Origin of the sequence: Micromonospora matsumotoense, assembly GCF_900091525.1 — a bacterium.
GTDB lineage: Bacteria > Actinomycetota > Actinomycetes > Mycobacteriales > Micromonosporaceae > Micromonospora > Micromonospora matsumotoensis.
In genome coordinates this window covers 39,240-54,312 of record NZ_FMCU01000017.1, presented here as the reverse complement: position 1 = coordinate 54,312, position 15,073 = coordinate 39,240, and the positions used below count along the sequence as shown (strand labels likewise).

At 67.6% G+C, this 15,073-nt stretch carries 13 protein-coding genes; 7 read left to right on the top strand and 6 right to left on the bottom strand.

Annotated features, from left to right (window positions below):
* The first annotated feature begins 3 nt into the window (after positions 1–3).
* The 4 genes from GA0070216_RS26025 to darG all read left to right on the top strand — a co-directional run bounded on the left by GA0070216_RS26025 (position 4) and on the right by darG (position 4,995).
* Positions 4–1,371: a hypothetical protein gene (locus GA0070216_RS26025; protein ID WP_091251490.1), complete on the top strand. Its 1,368-nt coding sequence runs from the start codon at positions 4–6 to the stop codon at positions 1,369–1,371.
* 275 nt (positions 1,372–1,646) lie between these two features.
* Entirely contained in the window at positions 1,647–3,227 is a 1,581-nt protein-coding gene (locus tag GA0070216_RS26020; protein WP_245722744.1) for a restriction endonuclease, read from the top strand.
* Positions 3,228–3,229: 2 nt separating this feature from the next.
* Positions 3,230–3,916 (top strand): type II toxin-antitoxin system toxin DNA ADP-ribosyl transferase DarT, encoded by a 687-nt coding sequence (gene darT / locus GA0070216_RS26015; RefSeq protein ID WP_091251486.1) that lies wholly within the window; start codon positions 3,230–3,232, stop codon positions 3,914–3,916.
* Positions 3,913–4,995: a type II toxin-antitoxin system antitoxin DNA ADP-ribosyl glycohydrolase DarG gene (gene darG, locus GA0070216_RS26010; RefSeq protein ID WP_091251484.1), complete on the top strand. Its 1,083-nt coding sequence runs from the start codon at positions 3,913–3,915 to the stop codon at positions 4,993–4,995. The genes darT and darG overlap by 4 nt, the downstream gene beginning before the upstream one ends.
* A gap of 6 nt (positions 4,996–5,001) precedes the next feature.
* Here the strand turns inward: darG and GA0070216_RS26005 are convergent, their stop codons facing one another.
* The 3 genes from GA0070216_RS26005 to GA0070216_RS25995 are packed head-to-tail and all read right to left on the bottom strand — an operon-like array spanning position 5,002 to position 6,541.
* A complete protein-coding gene (locus tag GA0070216_RS26005) occupies positions 5,002–5,319 on the bottom strand; it encodes a DivIVA domain-containing protein (protein WP_176739135.1) in 318 nt (105 codons plus the stop codon).
* Positions 5,319–6,266, bottom strand: coding sequence for an FAD-binding oxidoreductase (locus GA0070216_RS26000; protein WP_091251481.1), 948 nt, complete (start codon positions 6,264–6,266; stop codon positions 5,319–5,321). The genes GA0070216_RS26005 and GA0070216_RS26000 overlap by 1 nt, the downstream gene beginning before the upstream one ends.
* Positions 6,263–6,541, bottom strand: coding sequence for a globin family protein (locus tag GA0070216_RS25995; protein WP_091251479.1), 279 nt, complete (start codon positions 6,539–6,541; stop codon positions 6,263–6,265). The genes GA0070216_RS26000 and GA0070216_RS25995 overlap by 4 nt, the downstream gene beginning before the upstream one ends.
* A 520-nt stretch (positions 6,542–7,061) precedes the next feature.
* On the opposite strand from GA0070216_RS25995, the gene GA0070216_RS25990 reads away from it, so the two are divergent.
* A complete protein-coding gene (locus GA0070216_RS25990; RefSeq protein ID WP_245722743.1) occupies positions 7,062–8,558 on the top strand; it encodes a helix-turn-helix domain-containing protein in 1,497 nt (498 codons plus the stop codon).
* Positions 8,555–9,496 (top strand): aminoglycoside phosphotransferase family protein, encoded by a 942-nt coding sequence (locus GA0070216_RS25985; RefSeq protein WP_245722742.1) that lies wholly within the window; start codon positions 8,555–8,557, stop codon positions 9,494–9,496. Before GA0070216_RS25990 ends, GA0070216_RS25985 begins: the two co-directional genes overlap by 4 nt.
* A gap of 79 nt (positions 9,497–9,575) precedes the next feature.
* Here the strand turns inward: GA0070216_RS25985 and GA0070216_RS25980 are convergent, their stop codons facing one another.
* Positions 9,576–10,832 carry a DNA sulfur modification protein DndB gene (locus GA0070216_RS25980; RefSeq protein ID WP_091251477.1) on the bottom strand — a complete coding sequence of 419 codons (1,257 nt, stop codon included), beginning with the start codon at positions 10,830–10,832 and terminating at the stop codon, positions 9,576–9,578.
* Between the two features lie 471 nt (positions 10,833–11,303).
* Between GA0070216_RS25980 and GA0070216_RS25975 the strand changes: the two genes are divergently transcribed.
* Positions 11,304–14,366: a DEAD/DEAH box helicase gene (locus GA0070216_RS25975; protein ID WP_091251476.1), complete on the top strand. Its 3,063-nt coding sequence runs from the start codon at positions 11,304–11,306 to the stop codon at positions 14,364–14,366.
* Between the two features lie 20 nt (positions 14,367–14,386).
* On the opposite strand, the gene GA0070216_RS25970 is transcribed toward GA0070216_RS25975, so the two are convergent.
* Together GA0070216_RS25970 and GA0070216_RS25965 are read right to left on the bottom strand one after the other, a co-directional pair.
* On the bottom strand, positions 14,387–14,686 hold the full coding sequence (locus GA0070216_RS25970; RefSeq protein WP_091251473.1) for a helix-turn-helix domain-containing protein: 300 nt from the start codon (positions 14,684–14,686) through the stop codon (positions 14,387–14,389).
* Positions 14,683–15,036 carry a type II toxin-antitoxin system RelE/ParE family toxin gene (locus GA0070216_RS25965; RefSeq protein WP_091251471.1) on the bottom strand — a complete coding sequence of 118 codons (354 nt, stop codon included), beginning with the start codon at positions 15,034–15,036 and terminating at the stop codon, positions 14,683–14,685. The genes GA0070216_RS25970 and GA0070216_RS25965 overlap by 4 nt, the downstream gene beginning before the upstream one ends.
* Positions 15,037–15,073: the final 37 nt, after the last annotated feature.

Sequence of the window (15,073 nt, the reverse complement as noted above, 5' to 3'; positions counted from 1 at the left end):
GCGATGACCGACAATCACGTACACCACGACGACGGCGGCAACGGCCGCCGCTACCAGTCAGTGCAGTGCCCCCCGCTGCTGACCCTCGGCGCGACCCGGCTCGCCGAGCCGGTCGCCACACCGGAGCCGTACCGGCCGGACCAGTTGTCGCACACCGAGTCGGCCCGGCTGGTCCAGGCCAAGGCCGACGCGGAGGAGGCGCTGACCGCGTACCACAGTCGGTTGAAGACGGCGGGCGACCGGATGGTCGATGCCTGGCACCGGGCGAGGGTGGGATTGCACCGGCTGGAGGTGCTGCTCGCCGAGCGGGAACTCGGTGCGGCGGCCCGTCGGGAACAGCAGGTGGAGCGGGAGCACGCCACCGACGGCGTCGAGGACCGACGTCACCGTCCGGGCTGGCAACATCCGGTGCTCGTGTGGGCGGTGATCCTGATCAGCGCGGTCTACGACACGGTCTTCTTCGCCGGGTCGTTCCGGGACGCCATCGACGCCGTCGACGACGTGCGGTCCGTGGAGTACTGGGTGTCGTTCCTGCCGGGCTTCGGGATCTTCATGGCGCTGACCCTGGCCGGCTACTGGCTGGGGGTGCCGCTGTTCCGACACCGGGCCAGGGCCGAACGACGGCGCTGGCGGCGACGGCTGGGGTGGCGGATCCTGCTCCGCCGGGTCTTCGTGCTGTGGCGCCCGGAGGACGAGGAGCGTCAGCCGGGCGAGCTGCCCTGGCCGAGCTGGGTGCTGCCGGTGAGCTTCGCCGTGCTGGTGGTCGGGGTGCTGGCGGGATGGGCCTGGCTGCGCGGCGGCCGCCTGCTGATGTCCGATCTGCAGTGGCCGCTGGTGGGCCTGCTGCTGCTGCTCACCGTGTCGGCCATCGCGTTCAAGGCCGGCGCGCACAACCCCGTCGCCGACCGGGCGAGGCGGGCAGGCCGGCGACGGCGGGACGTCACGCGACGGTACGACCGGCTCAAGGCCGAGTCGCAGGCGCAGTTGGCCGGGCACGAGAAAGCCTGGCAGGAACTGCACCTGGCGGTGGAGGACGCGGTGACCGGCGTCTGGCGGCACGTCACCGACGCCTGGACCGAGATCGCCGAGGGACGGGCCCGGCACGGGCTCACCGGCATGGTCGCCCCCGGTTTCGTCACCTCCGGGGACACCGACGCGTCGGCCCGCACCCTGTTCGCGGGGCTGACCGGTCCGTCGCTGCGGCTGGAGACGCTACGGGTGACGCAGGACCTGCTCGACCGGCACCGACCCGAGGTGCTCAGCGCGGAACAGACTGCGCTGACCGAGCGGCTCAACGCGCAGCTCGATGCGGCAACGGCGGGCAGCGGACCGGACCCGGTCGACGAGTACCGGGAGATGGACAAGGGCTGACCGCGGTTCCGCCGGGGCCGGCGGGGTGACCCCGCCGGCCCTGCGGCCTGGTCGGCTCTGCCGTGGAAGGACATCCGCACCATCACCACACGCCCGGGTGAAACCTGTCGGTCATCGGACTGCAAGAGCCGCCAAACCAGGTGAAAAGCAGTCATCTGATGCCCCTACGCAACGAACTACGGGTACGCAGGGTGTCCGAGCGATCGCTTGCTGGCTATGGTGTCGGCTCCGCATCCCTCGCAACACATAGGACTGACGTGGGCATCCTTCAAGAGATGCAACGGGCGCACGCACGACAGGTGCACGCCCAGAAGCAGGCTCAAGCTGCCGCACACCGGCACCACCAGCAACTACGCAAGGAGGCTGAGCGCGCCCTGAAGGCCGCGCAGCGGACGGCCGTCGCCAACGAGCGCGAGCGCAGGAGGTTGTACGTCGAGGCGCGGATGGCCGAGGTCGCTGCCGACAACTCCGGTCTTCAGGCGCATCTTGAGGACCTGGGCAACATCCTGGCCGCGACCCTCGCTATCGATGATCACATCGACTTCCGCCGACTCCGCAAGTCGGCGGAGCACGCCCCGTTCAAGCCGGGCAACCTCGCGACTCCACTGGCACCACCCGACTGGAGACGGTACGAGCCCACCCCACCCGGCGTGCTGGGCAAGATGTTCGGCGGCCAGGCCAGGTACCAGCAGCAGACCGCCGCAGCCCAACAGGCATTCGGGCAGGCCCAGGCGCAGCATGCCGCAGCGGAGGCCGACCGGCAGCGACGACTGGCTGCCGCCCACCAGCGTTACCTCCAGAAGTGCGCCAAGGTCGATGCCGAGGTCAACGCACACAACACGGAGATCGACCGCTTCGCGGCAGCCGTCGCCGCCGCCGAACCGGCCGCCGTGGTCGACTACTTCGGGCTGGTGCTGGGCAACTCCGTCTACCCGGACGACTTCCCCCAGCACTACCGACTCGCATACGTCCCCGAATCCCGCCAACTGGTGGTGGAATACCACCTGCCGACGCTGGATGTGATCCCTGCCGTACGCGAATACCGCTACGTCAAGGCCCGCGACGAAATCACCACCGCCGCGCGGCCCAGCAAGGAAATCAAGGAGCGGTACGCCACCATCGTCGCGCAGGTCACCTTGCGGACCGTGCACGAACTGTTCGAGGCCGACCGGTCCACGCTCGTCGAGACGGTGGTGTTCAACGGCATCGTCGACACCATCGACCCTCGGACGGGCGCGTCCGTCCAGCCGTGCCTGGTGACGTTGCGGACCACCCGGGAGACCTTCACCGGGCTCAACCTTCGCCTCGTGGAGCCGCTCGCCTGCCTGGCGCACCTCAACGCGTCGGTGTCGAAGCGGCCCGCCGAACTGGCACCGGTCCGGCCGGTGCTGGAGTTCGACATGGTCGACAAGCGGTTCGTCGACGAGGTCGACGTGCTGGCCGACCTGGACCAGCGACCCAACCTGCTCAGGCTGACCCCGAACGAGTTCGAGAGCCTGATCCAGAACCTCTTCGCCACGATGGGCCTGGACACCAAGCAGACCCGTCCGTCCCGAGACGGCGGCGTGGACTGCGTCGCCTTCGACCCGCGCCCCATCTTCGGCGGCAAGGTCGTCATCCAGGCCAAGCGCTACCGCAACATCGTCGACGTGTCCGCCGTGCGGGACCTCTTCGGCACCCTCCAAAACGAGGGCGCGTCGAAAGGCATTCTCGTCACCACCAGCGGCTACGGGCCAGCCTCGTACGAGTTCGCCTCGGGCAAGCCGCTGGAGTTGATCGACGGCTCCAACCTGCTCTACCTGCTCGGCGAACACGCGGGGGTGACCGCCCGGATCGACCCGAACGATCTGGACTGAACATGGACCAGCCGCGTCCACCCGAACGAGCGCTGATCATGCACTTCACCCACGTCGACAACCTGCCGGCGATCCTGGCAGCGCGAAGGCTCGTGGCAGACAGCGTCGTGGGCGAACGCCTGGTGACCAACGTGGGTTCGACGCCCATCAAGGCCAACCGCCGGACCAAACCGGTGCCCTGCCCACCCGGCGGATTCGTCGCCGATTATGTGCCCTTCTACTTCGCGCCCCGTTCCCCGATGATGTACCGGATTGCAAAGGATCACGAGTCGGGCAAGCCGGATCTTTACCCGGGTGGAGACGATCCCCTCGTCTACCTCGTGAGCTCGGTTGATCGCCTTCAGGAGGCCGGCCTGGCCTGGGTCGCCAGCGACGGCAACTGCGCCGCCACGATCACCCGGTTCTCAGGAAGACTGGAAGATCTGGTCCATCTGGTGGACTGGATGTTGATGCGGGAAAAGGTCTGGAACGACACTCCGGAGAACCGGGACCGGATGCGGCGACGGGCGGCCGAGTTGCTGGTGCACCGGGAGTTTCCGTTGGAGCTGGTCATCGGTTACGCCGTACGGACGACGGCACGGGAGACACAGCTGAGGCGGCTCCTCCGTTCTGCTGGCATCATCAACCCGTACGTCGTTGTCAGACCGGACTGGTACTACGGCTATACCCGGAGGGAGGTGCGCGAATGATCGTCGTCAGCCACGGCAACCTGCTCACCGCCGACGCCGAGGCCCTGGTCAACACCGTGAACACCGTGGGCGTGATGGGCAAGGGGATCGCCCTCCAGTTCAAGCGCGCCTTCCCCGCCAACTACACGGCCTACCGGGCCGCCTGTGCGGCGAAAGATGTCCAGCTGGGCCGAATGTTCGTGTTCGACTCCGGTCTTCTCGGTTCCCGCCGCTTCGTGATCAATTTCCCGACCAAGGGTCATTGGAAGGCCAGCTCGAAGTTGTCCGACATCCAGTCCGGTCTCACTGATCTCGTCCGGGTCGTCCGGGAACAGCAGATCCGCTCGGTGGCGCTGCCGGCCCTCGGCTGCGGCAACGGTGGGCTCGACTGGGGCGTGGTCCAACCAATGATCGAGCAGGCGTTCGCCGAGCTGCCCGACGTCAAGGTGCTGCTGTTCCCCCCGGAGGGCGCTCCGGAGCCGGCGGACATGCCGGTCGCGACCCGTAAGCCAGCCCTGACCGCCGGACGCGCCACGCTGCTGCGGGCCATCGAACGCTATCTCGACCGCGCACGCGCGTTGGAACCCCGGGACGGCATCACCAACCTGGAGATCCAGAAGATCGCCTACTTTCTCCAGGTCTTCGGGGAGCCGCTGCGCCTGTCCTTCACCCGCGGCCGCTACGGGCCGTACGCGGACAACCTCAACCACGTTCTCGATCGCCTCGAAGGCCACTACCTGATCGGCTTCGGCGACCGAACCTCTCGGGTCGAGGAGTTGCGTCCCATCCACCTCACCGACGGAACCAGCGAGGCCGTTTCCGCATGGTTCGCTGCCGGTCACCGGTTGCCGGAGGCGCTCGACCGCATCGCTGCGCTGGTGGACGGGTTCGAGTCTCCGTACAGCCTCGAACTGCTCGCCACAGTGCACTTCGCCGGTGAGGTAGAGCCTCCGACCAGCGACCTCGACGAGTTGATCGAACGTGTTCAGGCGTGGAGCGGGCGGAAGGCACGCCTGTTCACGCCGGCGCACGTCACCACCGCATACGAGCGCTTGCAGTCCGCCAGTCTGCTGCCCCGCCTGGCCGCGTCGTCGGCCTGACCGGCTTCATGCCCGAACGGGCAGACCGGTCGCGGATCGGGCTTCGTCGGTTGGTTCGCGCGGCAAGTCGTGGCCCTGGCGTTGGGTGGTGCGAGCCGACCGCCAGTCGCGCAGGGCGTTCTTGATGCGCCGATTCTCGGCGAGCGCCTCGTCGCGTTCGCGGATACGGCGGTGCAACTCGTAGGCGAGGCGATGCAGCAAAGCGTCGACGTCCTCAGTGCGGTAGCCGCGTCGGCAGCGTGGGGTGAGCGGCATCGCCAGGGCGTGAACCTGTTCGGGGGTGAGCGGGCCGGCCAGGGCGTGTGCGCTGCGGTAGGCCCCCATCAGCGGCTCGACAAATCGGGCAGGTGAAGACGTTCGGCGGGCACCCCGGCGAGGGGTAGCCAGCGGCGGGCGTCGGCGAGCATCGCGGGTGGGCCGCAGACGTACACCTGTTGGTGGGGTTGGTGGTGGCGTAGGGCGGTGGTGAGCGCGTCGCCCTGCTCGGCCGAGTGTGCCTCGGGGTCGTCGGAGAAGACGGGCACGATGGTCAGCCAGTCGTGGGCACACTGGAGCTTGTCGAGGGCGATCGGGTCGTAGAGGTCGAAGAAGGTGCGGGTGCCGACGACCAGGGTGACCCGGCGGCCGTCGGGGGCGGCGGCGACCTGCTCGACCAGGGCGCGCAGCGGGGCCAGGCCGGTGCCGCCGGCCACCAGCAACAGGTCGCCGTCGCGCAGGTGCTGGCCGGTGTCGCGGGGCGGGCCGAGCCAGACCACGTCGCCGGGGTTCACCTCGTAGGCGAGGCTGACCGAGACGCTGCCGGCGGGGACGGCGCGAACGTGCAGCTCGACGGTGCCCTCGGGGCGGGGCGCGTTGGCGGGGGAATACCAGCGCCACCGGCCGGGATTGCGCGCCGTGCTGACGGCGACGACCTGGCCCGGCCGGTAGGGCAGCGGCCGCCAGGGCCGTACCGTCAGGACGGCGATGTGGTCGCCGGGGTTGTCGCGGGCGACCACCTGGGCGGGCCGCCACGGCGGATCGTCGTCGGCCCGCGCCGCCGCCCGCCGCAGCCGCTCCACCGGCACGTCGGCGCCGGCCAGCGCACAGATCAGCTCCGCGTGCGGCAGCAACGCAAACCGGCGGAAGGCATGACCCAGCACGGTCAGCGTCACCGCCTGCGCCGCCGGCTCCGGGTCGGTGGTGACCCGGCGGAGCGTGGCGATCAGCAGCTCGGCATCGTGGGCGGCGAGCCGACCCGGCAGCGCCACCCGCAGCTCGTCGGCCTCCCTCACCGGGCCACCGCCCGCCGCACCTGGGCGATCCGCCCGTCGGGCAGGTCGGCCGCCCAGCACACCCCGACCAGGTAGTCACCGACGCGCCGATGCTGCTCCTCGGACAGGCCGAGCCCACCCCAGGCGTCCGCCGGCTCCCCGGCGAGCGCGGCGGTCACGCTCGCCGTCAGGTGCGCGGCCAGCCGAACCCGATCCACCCCGATGAGGTACGGCGACAGCTCCGCGTCCGCCGTCACCAGCCGCAACCAGCGATGGACGATCTCCTCCGGGGTCATGACTGCTCACCGCCCTCGGGCGTGACCGGCGCACGATCGGACAGCCGACCCGGGTACGGAGTGTGTTCGCTGGGGCGCGGCGCTGCCTGCGGCCCGGTCACCTTCTCGTCGGCGGCGGGGACGGGGAGGTCTGTTGCGGCGGTGTTCATGGTGTCTGCGGCCCCTGTTTCTCGGCGGAAGGGTGAACGGGCACCGGGGCGGGCGGGGACGAGGTCGCGTCGTTCGGGTCGGCACGCCCCGGAGCCCAGCACCCGCCCCGGGCCATGCAGTCGACCATCGCTCTTGACCAGCGGTCCTGGTATGCCCTGATGATCGTGAGCACCATGCGCCCTCGGCATCCAGCCGACTACTCAGTCCGGCCGAGCCAACGATTTCCAGTGTCCAGGCGACGAGATGACGCCCGACCGCTGAGCGCCCGAGGTCTAGTCCTTTTCGGCACGCGAGGCACCCGGCGGGCTGAGAGGCGGGAACGTCCTCGATATGCGCGCTGCGTATACCGCTCCCGCACGGAGCGAGTTGAATGGATACGCTCGACTTCGGACTCAGCCGCCCGCGATTGGCGAGGTTGCCGGTGACATCTGTGAACTGCCCACGCTGTGGCGGCCGGCTCGCCCGCGACAACGACAGCGGACGCTGCGCCCCCTGCCAGGCCGCCGAACGCTACCGGCTCAGCGCGCCGCCCGAGGTGCCAGCCTCGTTCTGGGAGCACCAGCCGGTACGACAGGCGCTGGCCGAACGGCACCTCGGGCAGGTGATCAGGGCGTACCGGTGCCACCCGTACCACGGACGGCACCCGTTGCCCCAGACCGTGGTGGCAGGGTGGATGGGGATCACCCAGGCGCAGTTGAGCCGAGTGGAGAACGGCCCGCCACTGGTGCACCTGGACCGGCTGGCCCACTGGGCGCGGCTATTCGGTATCCCCGGGGCCTCCCTGTGGTTCACCCCGATTGGCCGGAACCACATGACGGGTGTTGCCGTGACACCCGAGCCACCATCCCCGGGGCCGGACGAGGGCCGGCGAGCACTGTTGGCTGCCATCGCCGCCGTAGCTGCGGGAGCCGGCTTGATCGGGAGCACGAACCTCGTCCCGCCCCGGCGCATCGGAGCAGCGGATGTCACACGCCTGAACGCCGTGCTGACCCTCTACCGATCGGTGGATCGTGAGAGCGGAGGCGGCCTGCTGTACCGGGAGGTGGCCCGCTTCGCCGAGTCGGTCTACCGCATGCTCGACTGGACCCATCCGGCCGGGCTCACCCCGCGTCTGGTGGCTGCGGTCGCGGCAGCTCGCCAGTTGGCCGGCTGGACGGCCCTCGATGCGGGCAGACACGACGACGCCCAACGGCACTTCGTCGCTGGTGAAAGGGCCGCGCTCACCGCTGGCGATGCACCACTGACAGCGATGATCCGCTATGCGCAGGCCAAGCAGCTTCAACACCTGCGGCACAACCGGGATGCCCTGGCGACGCTCCAACTCGCGCACGCCCAACTCGGATCGCAGGCCACCCCGGCGGTCAAGGCCCTCCTCTGGGGCGCGGAAGCCGCCTCGGCCGCCGCTCTCGGCGACCACCGGACCGCAGTGACGACCTTGGGCAAGGCGAGCGATCAATTCGACCGCATCAGCCAGGAGCGCGAGCCGGACTCTATGGGGTTTTACGACCGGGGCGAACTGCTCGCCCAGTACGGCCGTGTCTATCGGGACAGGGCGCGGCAGGACGGCAGACATGCGCCCGCGGCGGTGCGCTGGGTCGAGGCCGCCATCGCGTCCTTCGGCACGGCAAATGTACGCAGCACGGTGCTGAACGAGGTCGGCCTGTGCAGTGCGTTGTTCCTGGCCGACGAGCCGGAGCGAGCCCTCGCCGTGGGTGTCCGGGTGATGGAACAGTCGCGCGGGATCAGTTCCCGACGGGTGCTCGATCGGGTCGTCAACCTACGCCGCGACCTGGTGCACCATCGAGAACTCCCGGAGGTGGCCGCGTTCGAGCGTGCCCTCACCGCCCGTGCTGCGGCAACTGTATGAGCGGGCGGTTCTCCGAAGAGGCGATGACAGCGGCGATGCGAGAAGTCGCGGCCAGTCTGGGCGTTTCCTCGGAGGACGCGCAGTTGCTGCGGTTGACTAATAACGCTGTCTTCGCCCTGCCGACGTCCGGCATCGTCATTCGGATCGCACGTACTCACCGACTGCGTGACCGAGTGGCCAAGGTCGTCCGCCTCGCGCGCTGGTTCGCCGACATCGACGCGCCGACCATCCGCCTGGCACCGGGGGTCGAGCAGCCGGTCGAGGTCGGCACCCTGGCCGCATCCGTTTGGGAATACCTCCCAGCCGGATCACCCACCCCGACGGTGGAGGACCTCGGCCTTGTCCTGCGGGAGTTCCACTCTCTCGGCCTGCCACCGTTTCCGCTCCCCGCCTGGGAGCCGGTAGCTGACGCGCGCAAACGACTGGCCGACGCCGACGGCATTGGTGAGAGTGACCGTGGCTATCTGACGCAGTGGTGCGACCGCTTGGAGCCGCAGATCGACGCTCTGAACCAGCGCACGCAACAGGGGCTCATCCACGGGGACGCCCACGTCAGCAACCTGCTCCGAGAGCCATCGGACCGGGTATTTATGTGCGATTTCGACGCCACCTGCGTGGGCCCTCGGCAGGTTGATCTGGCAGCCGTCGCGGTGGGCCAGCAGCGGTTCGGACGCACGGGAGCACAGGAGTCATTGGCAGCTACCTACGGCCAGGACGTGACCTCTGACCCTTCGTGGCCGTTGCTGCGAGAGGCACGCGAGTTGAAGATGATCGTGGCCGCTGCACCTTTTCTGGCAACCTCAGAAGAGATCTCTGCCGAATTCGATGACCGTCTCCGATCTATTCGAGAGAGCAACCATAGGAAACACTGGAAGCCCTTCGCTGACCTGGCCAAGCCAGGCAGCCGCAGCCCTCGTTCAAACGAGGGCTGCGGCTAGGAGCTTGGGTTAAGAACCCCGGAGTCCGTTGAGGTGGACTATTAGCCACCCCAACGGAGCATCGAACTGGTAGTCGACTTCACATCTCAACGCGCAGGAGTGGCTCCGCCCCTTGTGGCGCACCCTCGACGACGTCGGCAGCCGGCAACCCAATAGCAGCCATGACTCTTTTCGCCGCCAAACGCCCTGGCGCCCGAGTGGTGCTGATCTTGTCACCTGAAATAATCGCGCCTTGCCAAATTTCGGCGTCGCGCCGCCAGTCGATCTTCGTGGCAAGCCGGAGGTATTGATCAGTACGCCAACCCGGATCTGGGTTCTTCTCGATCTCATATGCGACATGGCCGATAATCACGAGCCCGGTGGCGGTCATGTTGATGTAGTGCTTCCGATAGTCAACAACCTGATTAGCAGGCCCACCGGAGGTAGGTAGTTCTGCGATGGCCTGCCACGGCGTCATGTGCGTCGTCAGCATCTCCATCATCGAGAGCGTCCGTTCAACGAAGGCATCCTGCTGCTCCGTCGTGCCGATCACCTGGTTACTCCGCGCAGGGATACTAGACTCGCTAAGCGCATAGTCCCGGAACAGCAACTCCTTGACCATACCGCGAACCTGGTTGAGCAAGAAAACCGCTGGCGAATTCTTCGACAGACTCTTCGAGGTCTCATCAATACGAGAGTGGAACAAGGTGGAACCATCTACGATCTTAGTGAGCACCCGGTTAAGCGGCTCTCTAGTATTAAATGCCGCCAGAAGACTGGCTGGGATTTGCTTCGTCTGCGCCGCATCGGCAAAATCCTGATGGATCCGGGCAAGGTCCGGCTCAACAACGATGACCACAGAAACACTGTCGCTCATAAACGTCGAATCAGGATCACTGAGCAAACCCCCCGCCCTGCTAATCGCAGCAAGACGATGCTGCCCATCAGTGACTGAGAACCTCGTTTCATCGCCAATGACAACAAATCCGACCGTCGTGGCGAAATTGCCGCGCGGCACGTGAATCGCAGGTACCGAACGAACATTCAGGGTCACCGGCGGAAGGATGTAGTTCCGCTCATTCTCAACAAGGTACTTACTGATAGCCCGAACGTGCGTCGTATCCATGGGGCGATTCGTTGCCATACGGGGATTGCCACCTTTGGCGGCAGGTTCAGCCACAACATGATTGATGAGAAAAGCATTCGAGAAGGCGGTGGTGAGCATGAGGCGCCCACCTTGCTGAAATACGACACAGGTGAAAGAACGGCCACCAGACGCTGAGGCCGCCTCACTCGCGGCCTGCTGGGCAGCAGTCAAGGAATCATGCTGAGTCAGACCCATCTCAGCGAAAAACATCAGCGCCTTACTCCGTCCTCTTCAACCTTGCGGATTCATACTAAACTGGGCTGCGTACGGATCTGGCCGTATTCGGCAGCACCATCAATCGGAAAATTGCCGATCAACAACAGGGCAACGTGCACAATAAGTCTGAGTTTTCGGAACACCGCAGCGTCACCCTATGCTCGCGCTTTGCGCCTTGTCGACGTAAGCGCTCCAGGAACTTTACAGGCACGGGACCGACGACCAGGGCCCGAAATCGAATCCTATTAACCGCGCCACGAGGAACAGGCTTAGCGATGAGCGCCCCACAGGCGAAACACAGAGTCTTGCGCTAGCGCCACAACCATAGTTTCCCCTGTTCAACCGCCACTACGATGCCACCGCTTACCAGTTGAGGAATGGCGATTTTTCGATGTATAAGATCTCGGACTGTCGTAGAACCGACAGCTGACCCAGAGATGCGGCATCGGCAGCTACCGTGCCTGAGTGACGGATCTTGAGCCGGGCAGCTACGAGCACCTGATCACTGACCAGCTCGCTGCACGCCTCCGTCACTTCGTTCCCGCCCAGGTCCAGCACCATCCCCTGGACCCTGCTGACGCCCATCACCCCCTTACCCGGCACCTCGCCGCCCTGATCAGCCGGGCCCTGCAAGCTGTCCCCAACGGCGAGGACAAGCTCCGCCACCAGGTCGAGCTGACCAACCGGATCGCCGAGGCCGTCGCCACCCTCAGCCCTGCCGCGACCGACCAGCACGACCAGATCGCCGACGCCAAAAACCTCCTGCACGCCATCGCCGCCCCACCCACGCCCCCGGCGCAGCCGACCTTCCCGCAGCGCCCCACCACCCCGCTCTCCACCGGCGCGCTGCTGGTCAACGGCCGCCACCAGCCCCGCATCGGCCACGAGGTCAACCACGAGATGGCGTCGGCGGAACGGGTCGACCTGCTCTGCGCGTTCATCAAGTGGCACGGCCTGCGCATCGTCGAACCCGCCATCCGTGAGCTGATCCAGCGCGGCGGCAAGCTACGCGTCATCACCACCACCTACCTGGGCGCGACCGACCAACGCGCCCTCGACCTGCTCGCCGAACTCGGTGCCGACATCAAGGTCTCCTACGAGACCAGGACCACCCGACTACACGCCAAGGCGTGGCTGTTCCGCCGCCACCACGGGCTGACCACCGCGTACGTCGGGTCGAGCAACCTGTCGAAGGCCGCGCTGGTCGACGGGGTGGAGTGGAACGTCCGGATCTCGAACGTCGAGCAGCCACACGTCATCGACACGTTCACCGCCACCTTCGAGGACTACTGGAACGATCCGGCCTTCGAGACCTACGACGCCGGGCGGGACGCCGAGCGTCTGCGCCGCGCCCTCAGCGGGGAACGGCGCGAGGACTCGCCGACGCAGATCGCCAACCTGGATGTGCGGCCGTACCCGTACCAGGCGGAGATCCTGGCCGACCTGGACGCGGAGCGGCAGGTACACGGACGGCACCGCAACCTGGTGGTGATGGCGACGGGCACCGGCAAGACGGTCGTCGCCGCCCTGGACTACCGACGCCTGCACCGCGCCGGGCAGGTCGACTCGCTGCTCTTCGTCGCGCATCAGGAGCAGATCCTGCGGCAGAGCCTGTCGACGTTCCGGCAGGTCATGGGGGACGGCAGCTTCGGCGAGACGCTGGTGGCCGGCCAGGTGCCGACGCGCTGGACGCACGTCTTCGCCTCGATCCAGTCGCTGCACCGGCGGGAGATCGACCCACATGCCTACGACATGGTGATCGTCGACGAGTTCCATCACGCGGAAGCGCCGACGTACGCCCGGTTGTTGGCGCGGCTTGCGCCGCGCGTACTGCTGGGGCTGACGGCGACGCCCGACCGGGCCGACGGCGGCGACGTGCGGCGGTGGTTCGACGGCCGGGCGGCCGTGGAGCTGCATCTGTGGGAGGCGCTGGAGCGGCAACTGCTCGCACCGTTCCAGTATTTCGGGGTACATGACGACACGGATCTGTCGCACCTGCGCTGGCGGCGCGGCCAGGGGTACGACCTGGCCGACCTTGACGGCGTCTACACCGGTGACGACGCGCGGGCGCGGATCATCCTCCGGGCCGTCCGGGACACTGTGGACACCGGCCGAATGCGGGCGCTCGGGTTCTGCGTGGGTATCGGGCACGCCGAGTTCATGGCCGACTGGTTCACCCGGCACGGCGTACCGTCGGCGGCGGTGACCTCACGGGTCGACCGGGCGGACCGGGACGGGCTGCTGCGGGAGTTCCGGGCCGGGAAGCTGCGGGTGCTGTTCACCGTCGACCTGTTCAACGAGGGTGTCGACCTGCCGATGGTCGACACGATTCTGATGCTGCGGCCCACCGAGAGCGCCACCATCTTCCTGCAACAGCTCGGCCGTGGGCTGCGCCTCGACGACGACAAGCCGTGCCTGACCGTGCTCGACTTCATCGGTGGGCAGCACGCCAACTTCCGATTCGACCTGCGGTGGCGGGCGCTGACCGGGGTCAACCGCCGGGCCGTCAAAGCCGCCGTCGAGCAGGACTTTCCGTCGCTACCCAGCGGCTGCCACGTGCAGCTCGACCGGGTCGCCAAGGAGATCGTGCTCGACAACCTGCGCACCGCGCTGCCCACGTCCAAGAAGGGTCTGGTGGCCGAGCTGCGGCAGCTCGGTGACGTCAGCCTCGCCGAGTTCCTGCGGGAGACCGGCCTTGAGGTGGCCGACGTCTACCGGTCGGCGTCGGTCGGCGGGTGGGCCGGGCTGCGGCGGCTCGGCGGCCTGGACCCCTCCGCACCCGGCCCGGCCGACCGGGAGTTGGGCCGGGCCATCGGCAGGATGCTGCACCTGGACGACGTCGACCGGCTCGACCTGCTGGCCCGGGTCGCCGCCGGTGACCCGCCACCGGACGGGCGGCTATGGAACATGCTGCACTTCGACCTGTGGGGGCCGCAGGTGCCGCTTGCCGCCCGGGAGGATCGACTCAAACGGTTGTGGGCGGAGCCGGCGCGGTGCGCCGAACTGCGTCAGCTCGTCGAGGTGTTACGCGACGGCATCCACCGGGTCACCGCGCCCGGCGGGGTGCTACGGGTGCACGCCCGCTACAGCCGCAACGAGGCGTGCGCGGCGTTCGGGATGCCGAATCCCGGGTCGCTGCGGGAAGGCGTGAAGTGGCTGCCAGCCGAGCAGGCGGACCTGTTCTTCGTCACCCTGGTCAAGTCGGAGCAGCACTACTCCCCCACCACCATGTACGCCGACCGGGCGATCACCGAGCGGCTGTTCCAGTGGGAGTCGCAGAGCACCACGTCGGCCGGCTCGACCACCGGACAGCGCTACATCCACCACGTGGCACGGGGTTCGACGGTGCACCTGTTCGTGCGGGAGACCCGGGTGCCGGACCGGGACCTCGGCGCACCGGCCTACCTGTACGCCGGCCCGATGACCTACCAGCAGCACAGCGGGGAACGGCCGATGCGGATCGTGTGGGAGCTGGCGACCCCGCTACCCGCCGACCTGTACGCGGCGGCCCGCACCATCGCCGCCTGACCGAGCACCCCCGGGATCACTCAGGCCGCATCGGCGTTCGGCGTGAACCTGACATCGAGCCGCATATCGAGGGCGCCGGCCAGCCGCTCCAGGACGGGCAGAGTGGGTATCGTCCCGCCAGCCTCGAACCGCGCCACGGCGGACTGCGTCATCCCGGCAGCTCGCGCCAACTGACTCTGGCTCCAGCCACTGCGCTCGCGCAGGTGGCGAACCTCCTGGCCCAGCTCGTAGGCGATTCGGGTCGCCTCGTACGCCTCGGCTGCTCCAGGTTCGGCCAGCCGGCGGTCACGCAGGTCGTTCCAGTCGACGCGATCACTCATCGTTCTGCCCCCTCGTTCACGGTGTGCCGCTCCGCCATGCACCGCTCAAGCGCCCGGCGAGCCCGCTGGATCTCCCGGTCCTCCCGCATCCGCGTCTTCCGGAACACCGTCAACAGGATGATCCTCCGCTCGGAAGCTATCCAGTACGTCACGCGTACCGCGCTGTGCTCCAGGTAGAAGCGCAGTTCTCTGAGTTTGCCGTCGAGCTGCCTGGTATGAGGTTCGCTGAGAAGAACGCCTTGATTGGCAAGGAGGTCGATATAGAACGCCGCTCGCGCGAAATCGGTGCTCGGCAGTTCCTCCAACCAGTCTCGGACTTCTGGTTCCAGCTCCACGCTACCCCAGGCCATAGCGTCGATGCTATAACTTTGAGGGAGTCACTCATCG

What these genes read in the sequence shown, in the direction of transcription:
- GA0070216_RS25970 (WP_091251473.1), bottom strand. Translation starts at nt 14,686, where the DNA reads ATGAGTGATCGCGTCGACTGGAACGACCTGCGTGACCGCCGGCTGGCC.
- GA0070216_RS26005 (WP_176739135.1), bottom strand. Translation starts at nt 5,319, where the DNA reads ATGGGGGCCTACCGCAGCGCACACGCCCTGGCCGGCCCGCTCACCCCC.
- GA0070216_RS25985 (WP_245722742.1), top strand. Translation starts at nt 8,555, where the DNA reads ATGAGCGGGCGGTTCTCCGAAGAGGCGATGACAGCGGCGATGCGAGAA.
- darG (WP_091251484.1), top strand. Translation starts at nt 3,913, where the DNA reads ATGATCGTCGTCAGCCACGGCAACCTGCTCACCGCCGACGCCGAGGCC.
- darT (WP_091251486.1), top strand. Translation starts at nt 3,230, where the DNA reads ATGGACCAGCCGCGTCCACCCGAACGAGCGCTGATCATGCACTTCACC.
- GA0070216_RS25995 (WP_091251479.1), bottom strand. Translation starts at nt 6,541, where the DNA reads ATGACCCCGGAGGAGATCGTCCATCGCTGGTTGCGGCTGGTGACGGCG.
- GA0070216_RS25990 (WP_245722743.1), top strand. Translation starts at nt 7,062, where the DNA reads ATGGATACGCTCGACTTCGGACTCAGCCGCCCGCGATTGGCGAGGTTG.
- GA0070216_RS25980 (WP_091251477.1), bottom strand. Translation starts at nt 10,832, where the DNA reads ATGTTTTTCGCTGAGATGGGTCTGACTCAGCATGATTCCTTGACTGCT.
- GA0070216_RS25965 (WP_091251471.1), bottom strand. Translation starts at nt 15,036, where the DNA reads ATGGCCTGGGGTAGCGTGGAGCTGGAACCAGAAGTCCGAGACTGGTTG.
- GA0070216_RS26020 (WP_245722744.1), top strand. Translation starts at nt 1,647, where the DNA reads ATGCAACGGGCGCACGCACGACAGGTGCACGCCCAGAAGCAGGCTCAA.
- GA0070216_RS26025 (WP_091251490.1), top strand. Translation starts at nt 4, where the DNA reads ATGACCGACAATCACGTACACCACGACGACGGCGGCAACGGCCGCCGC.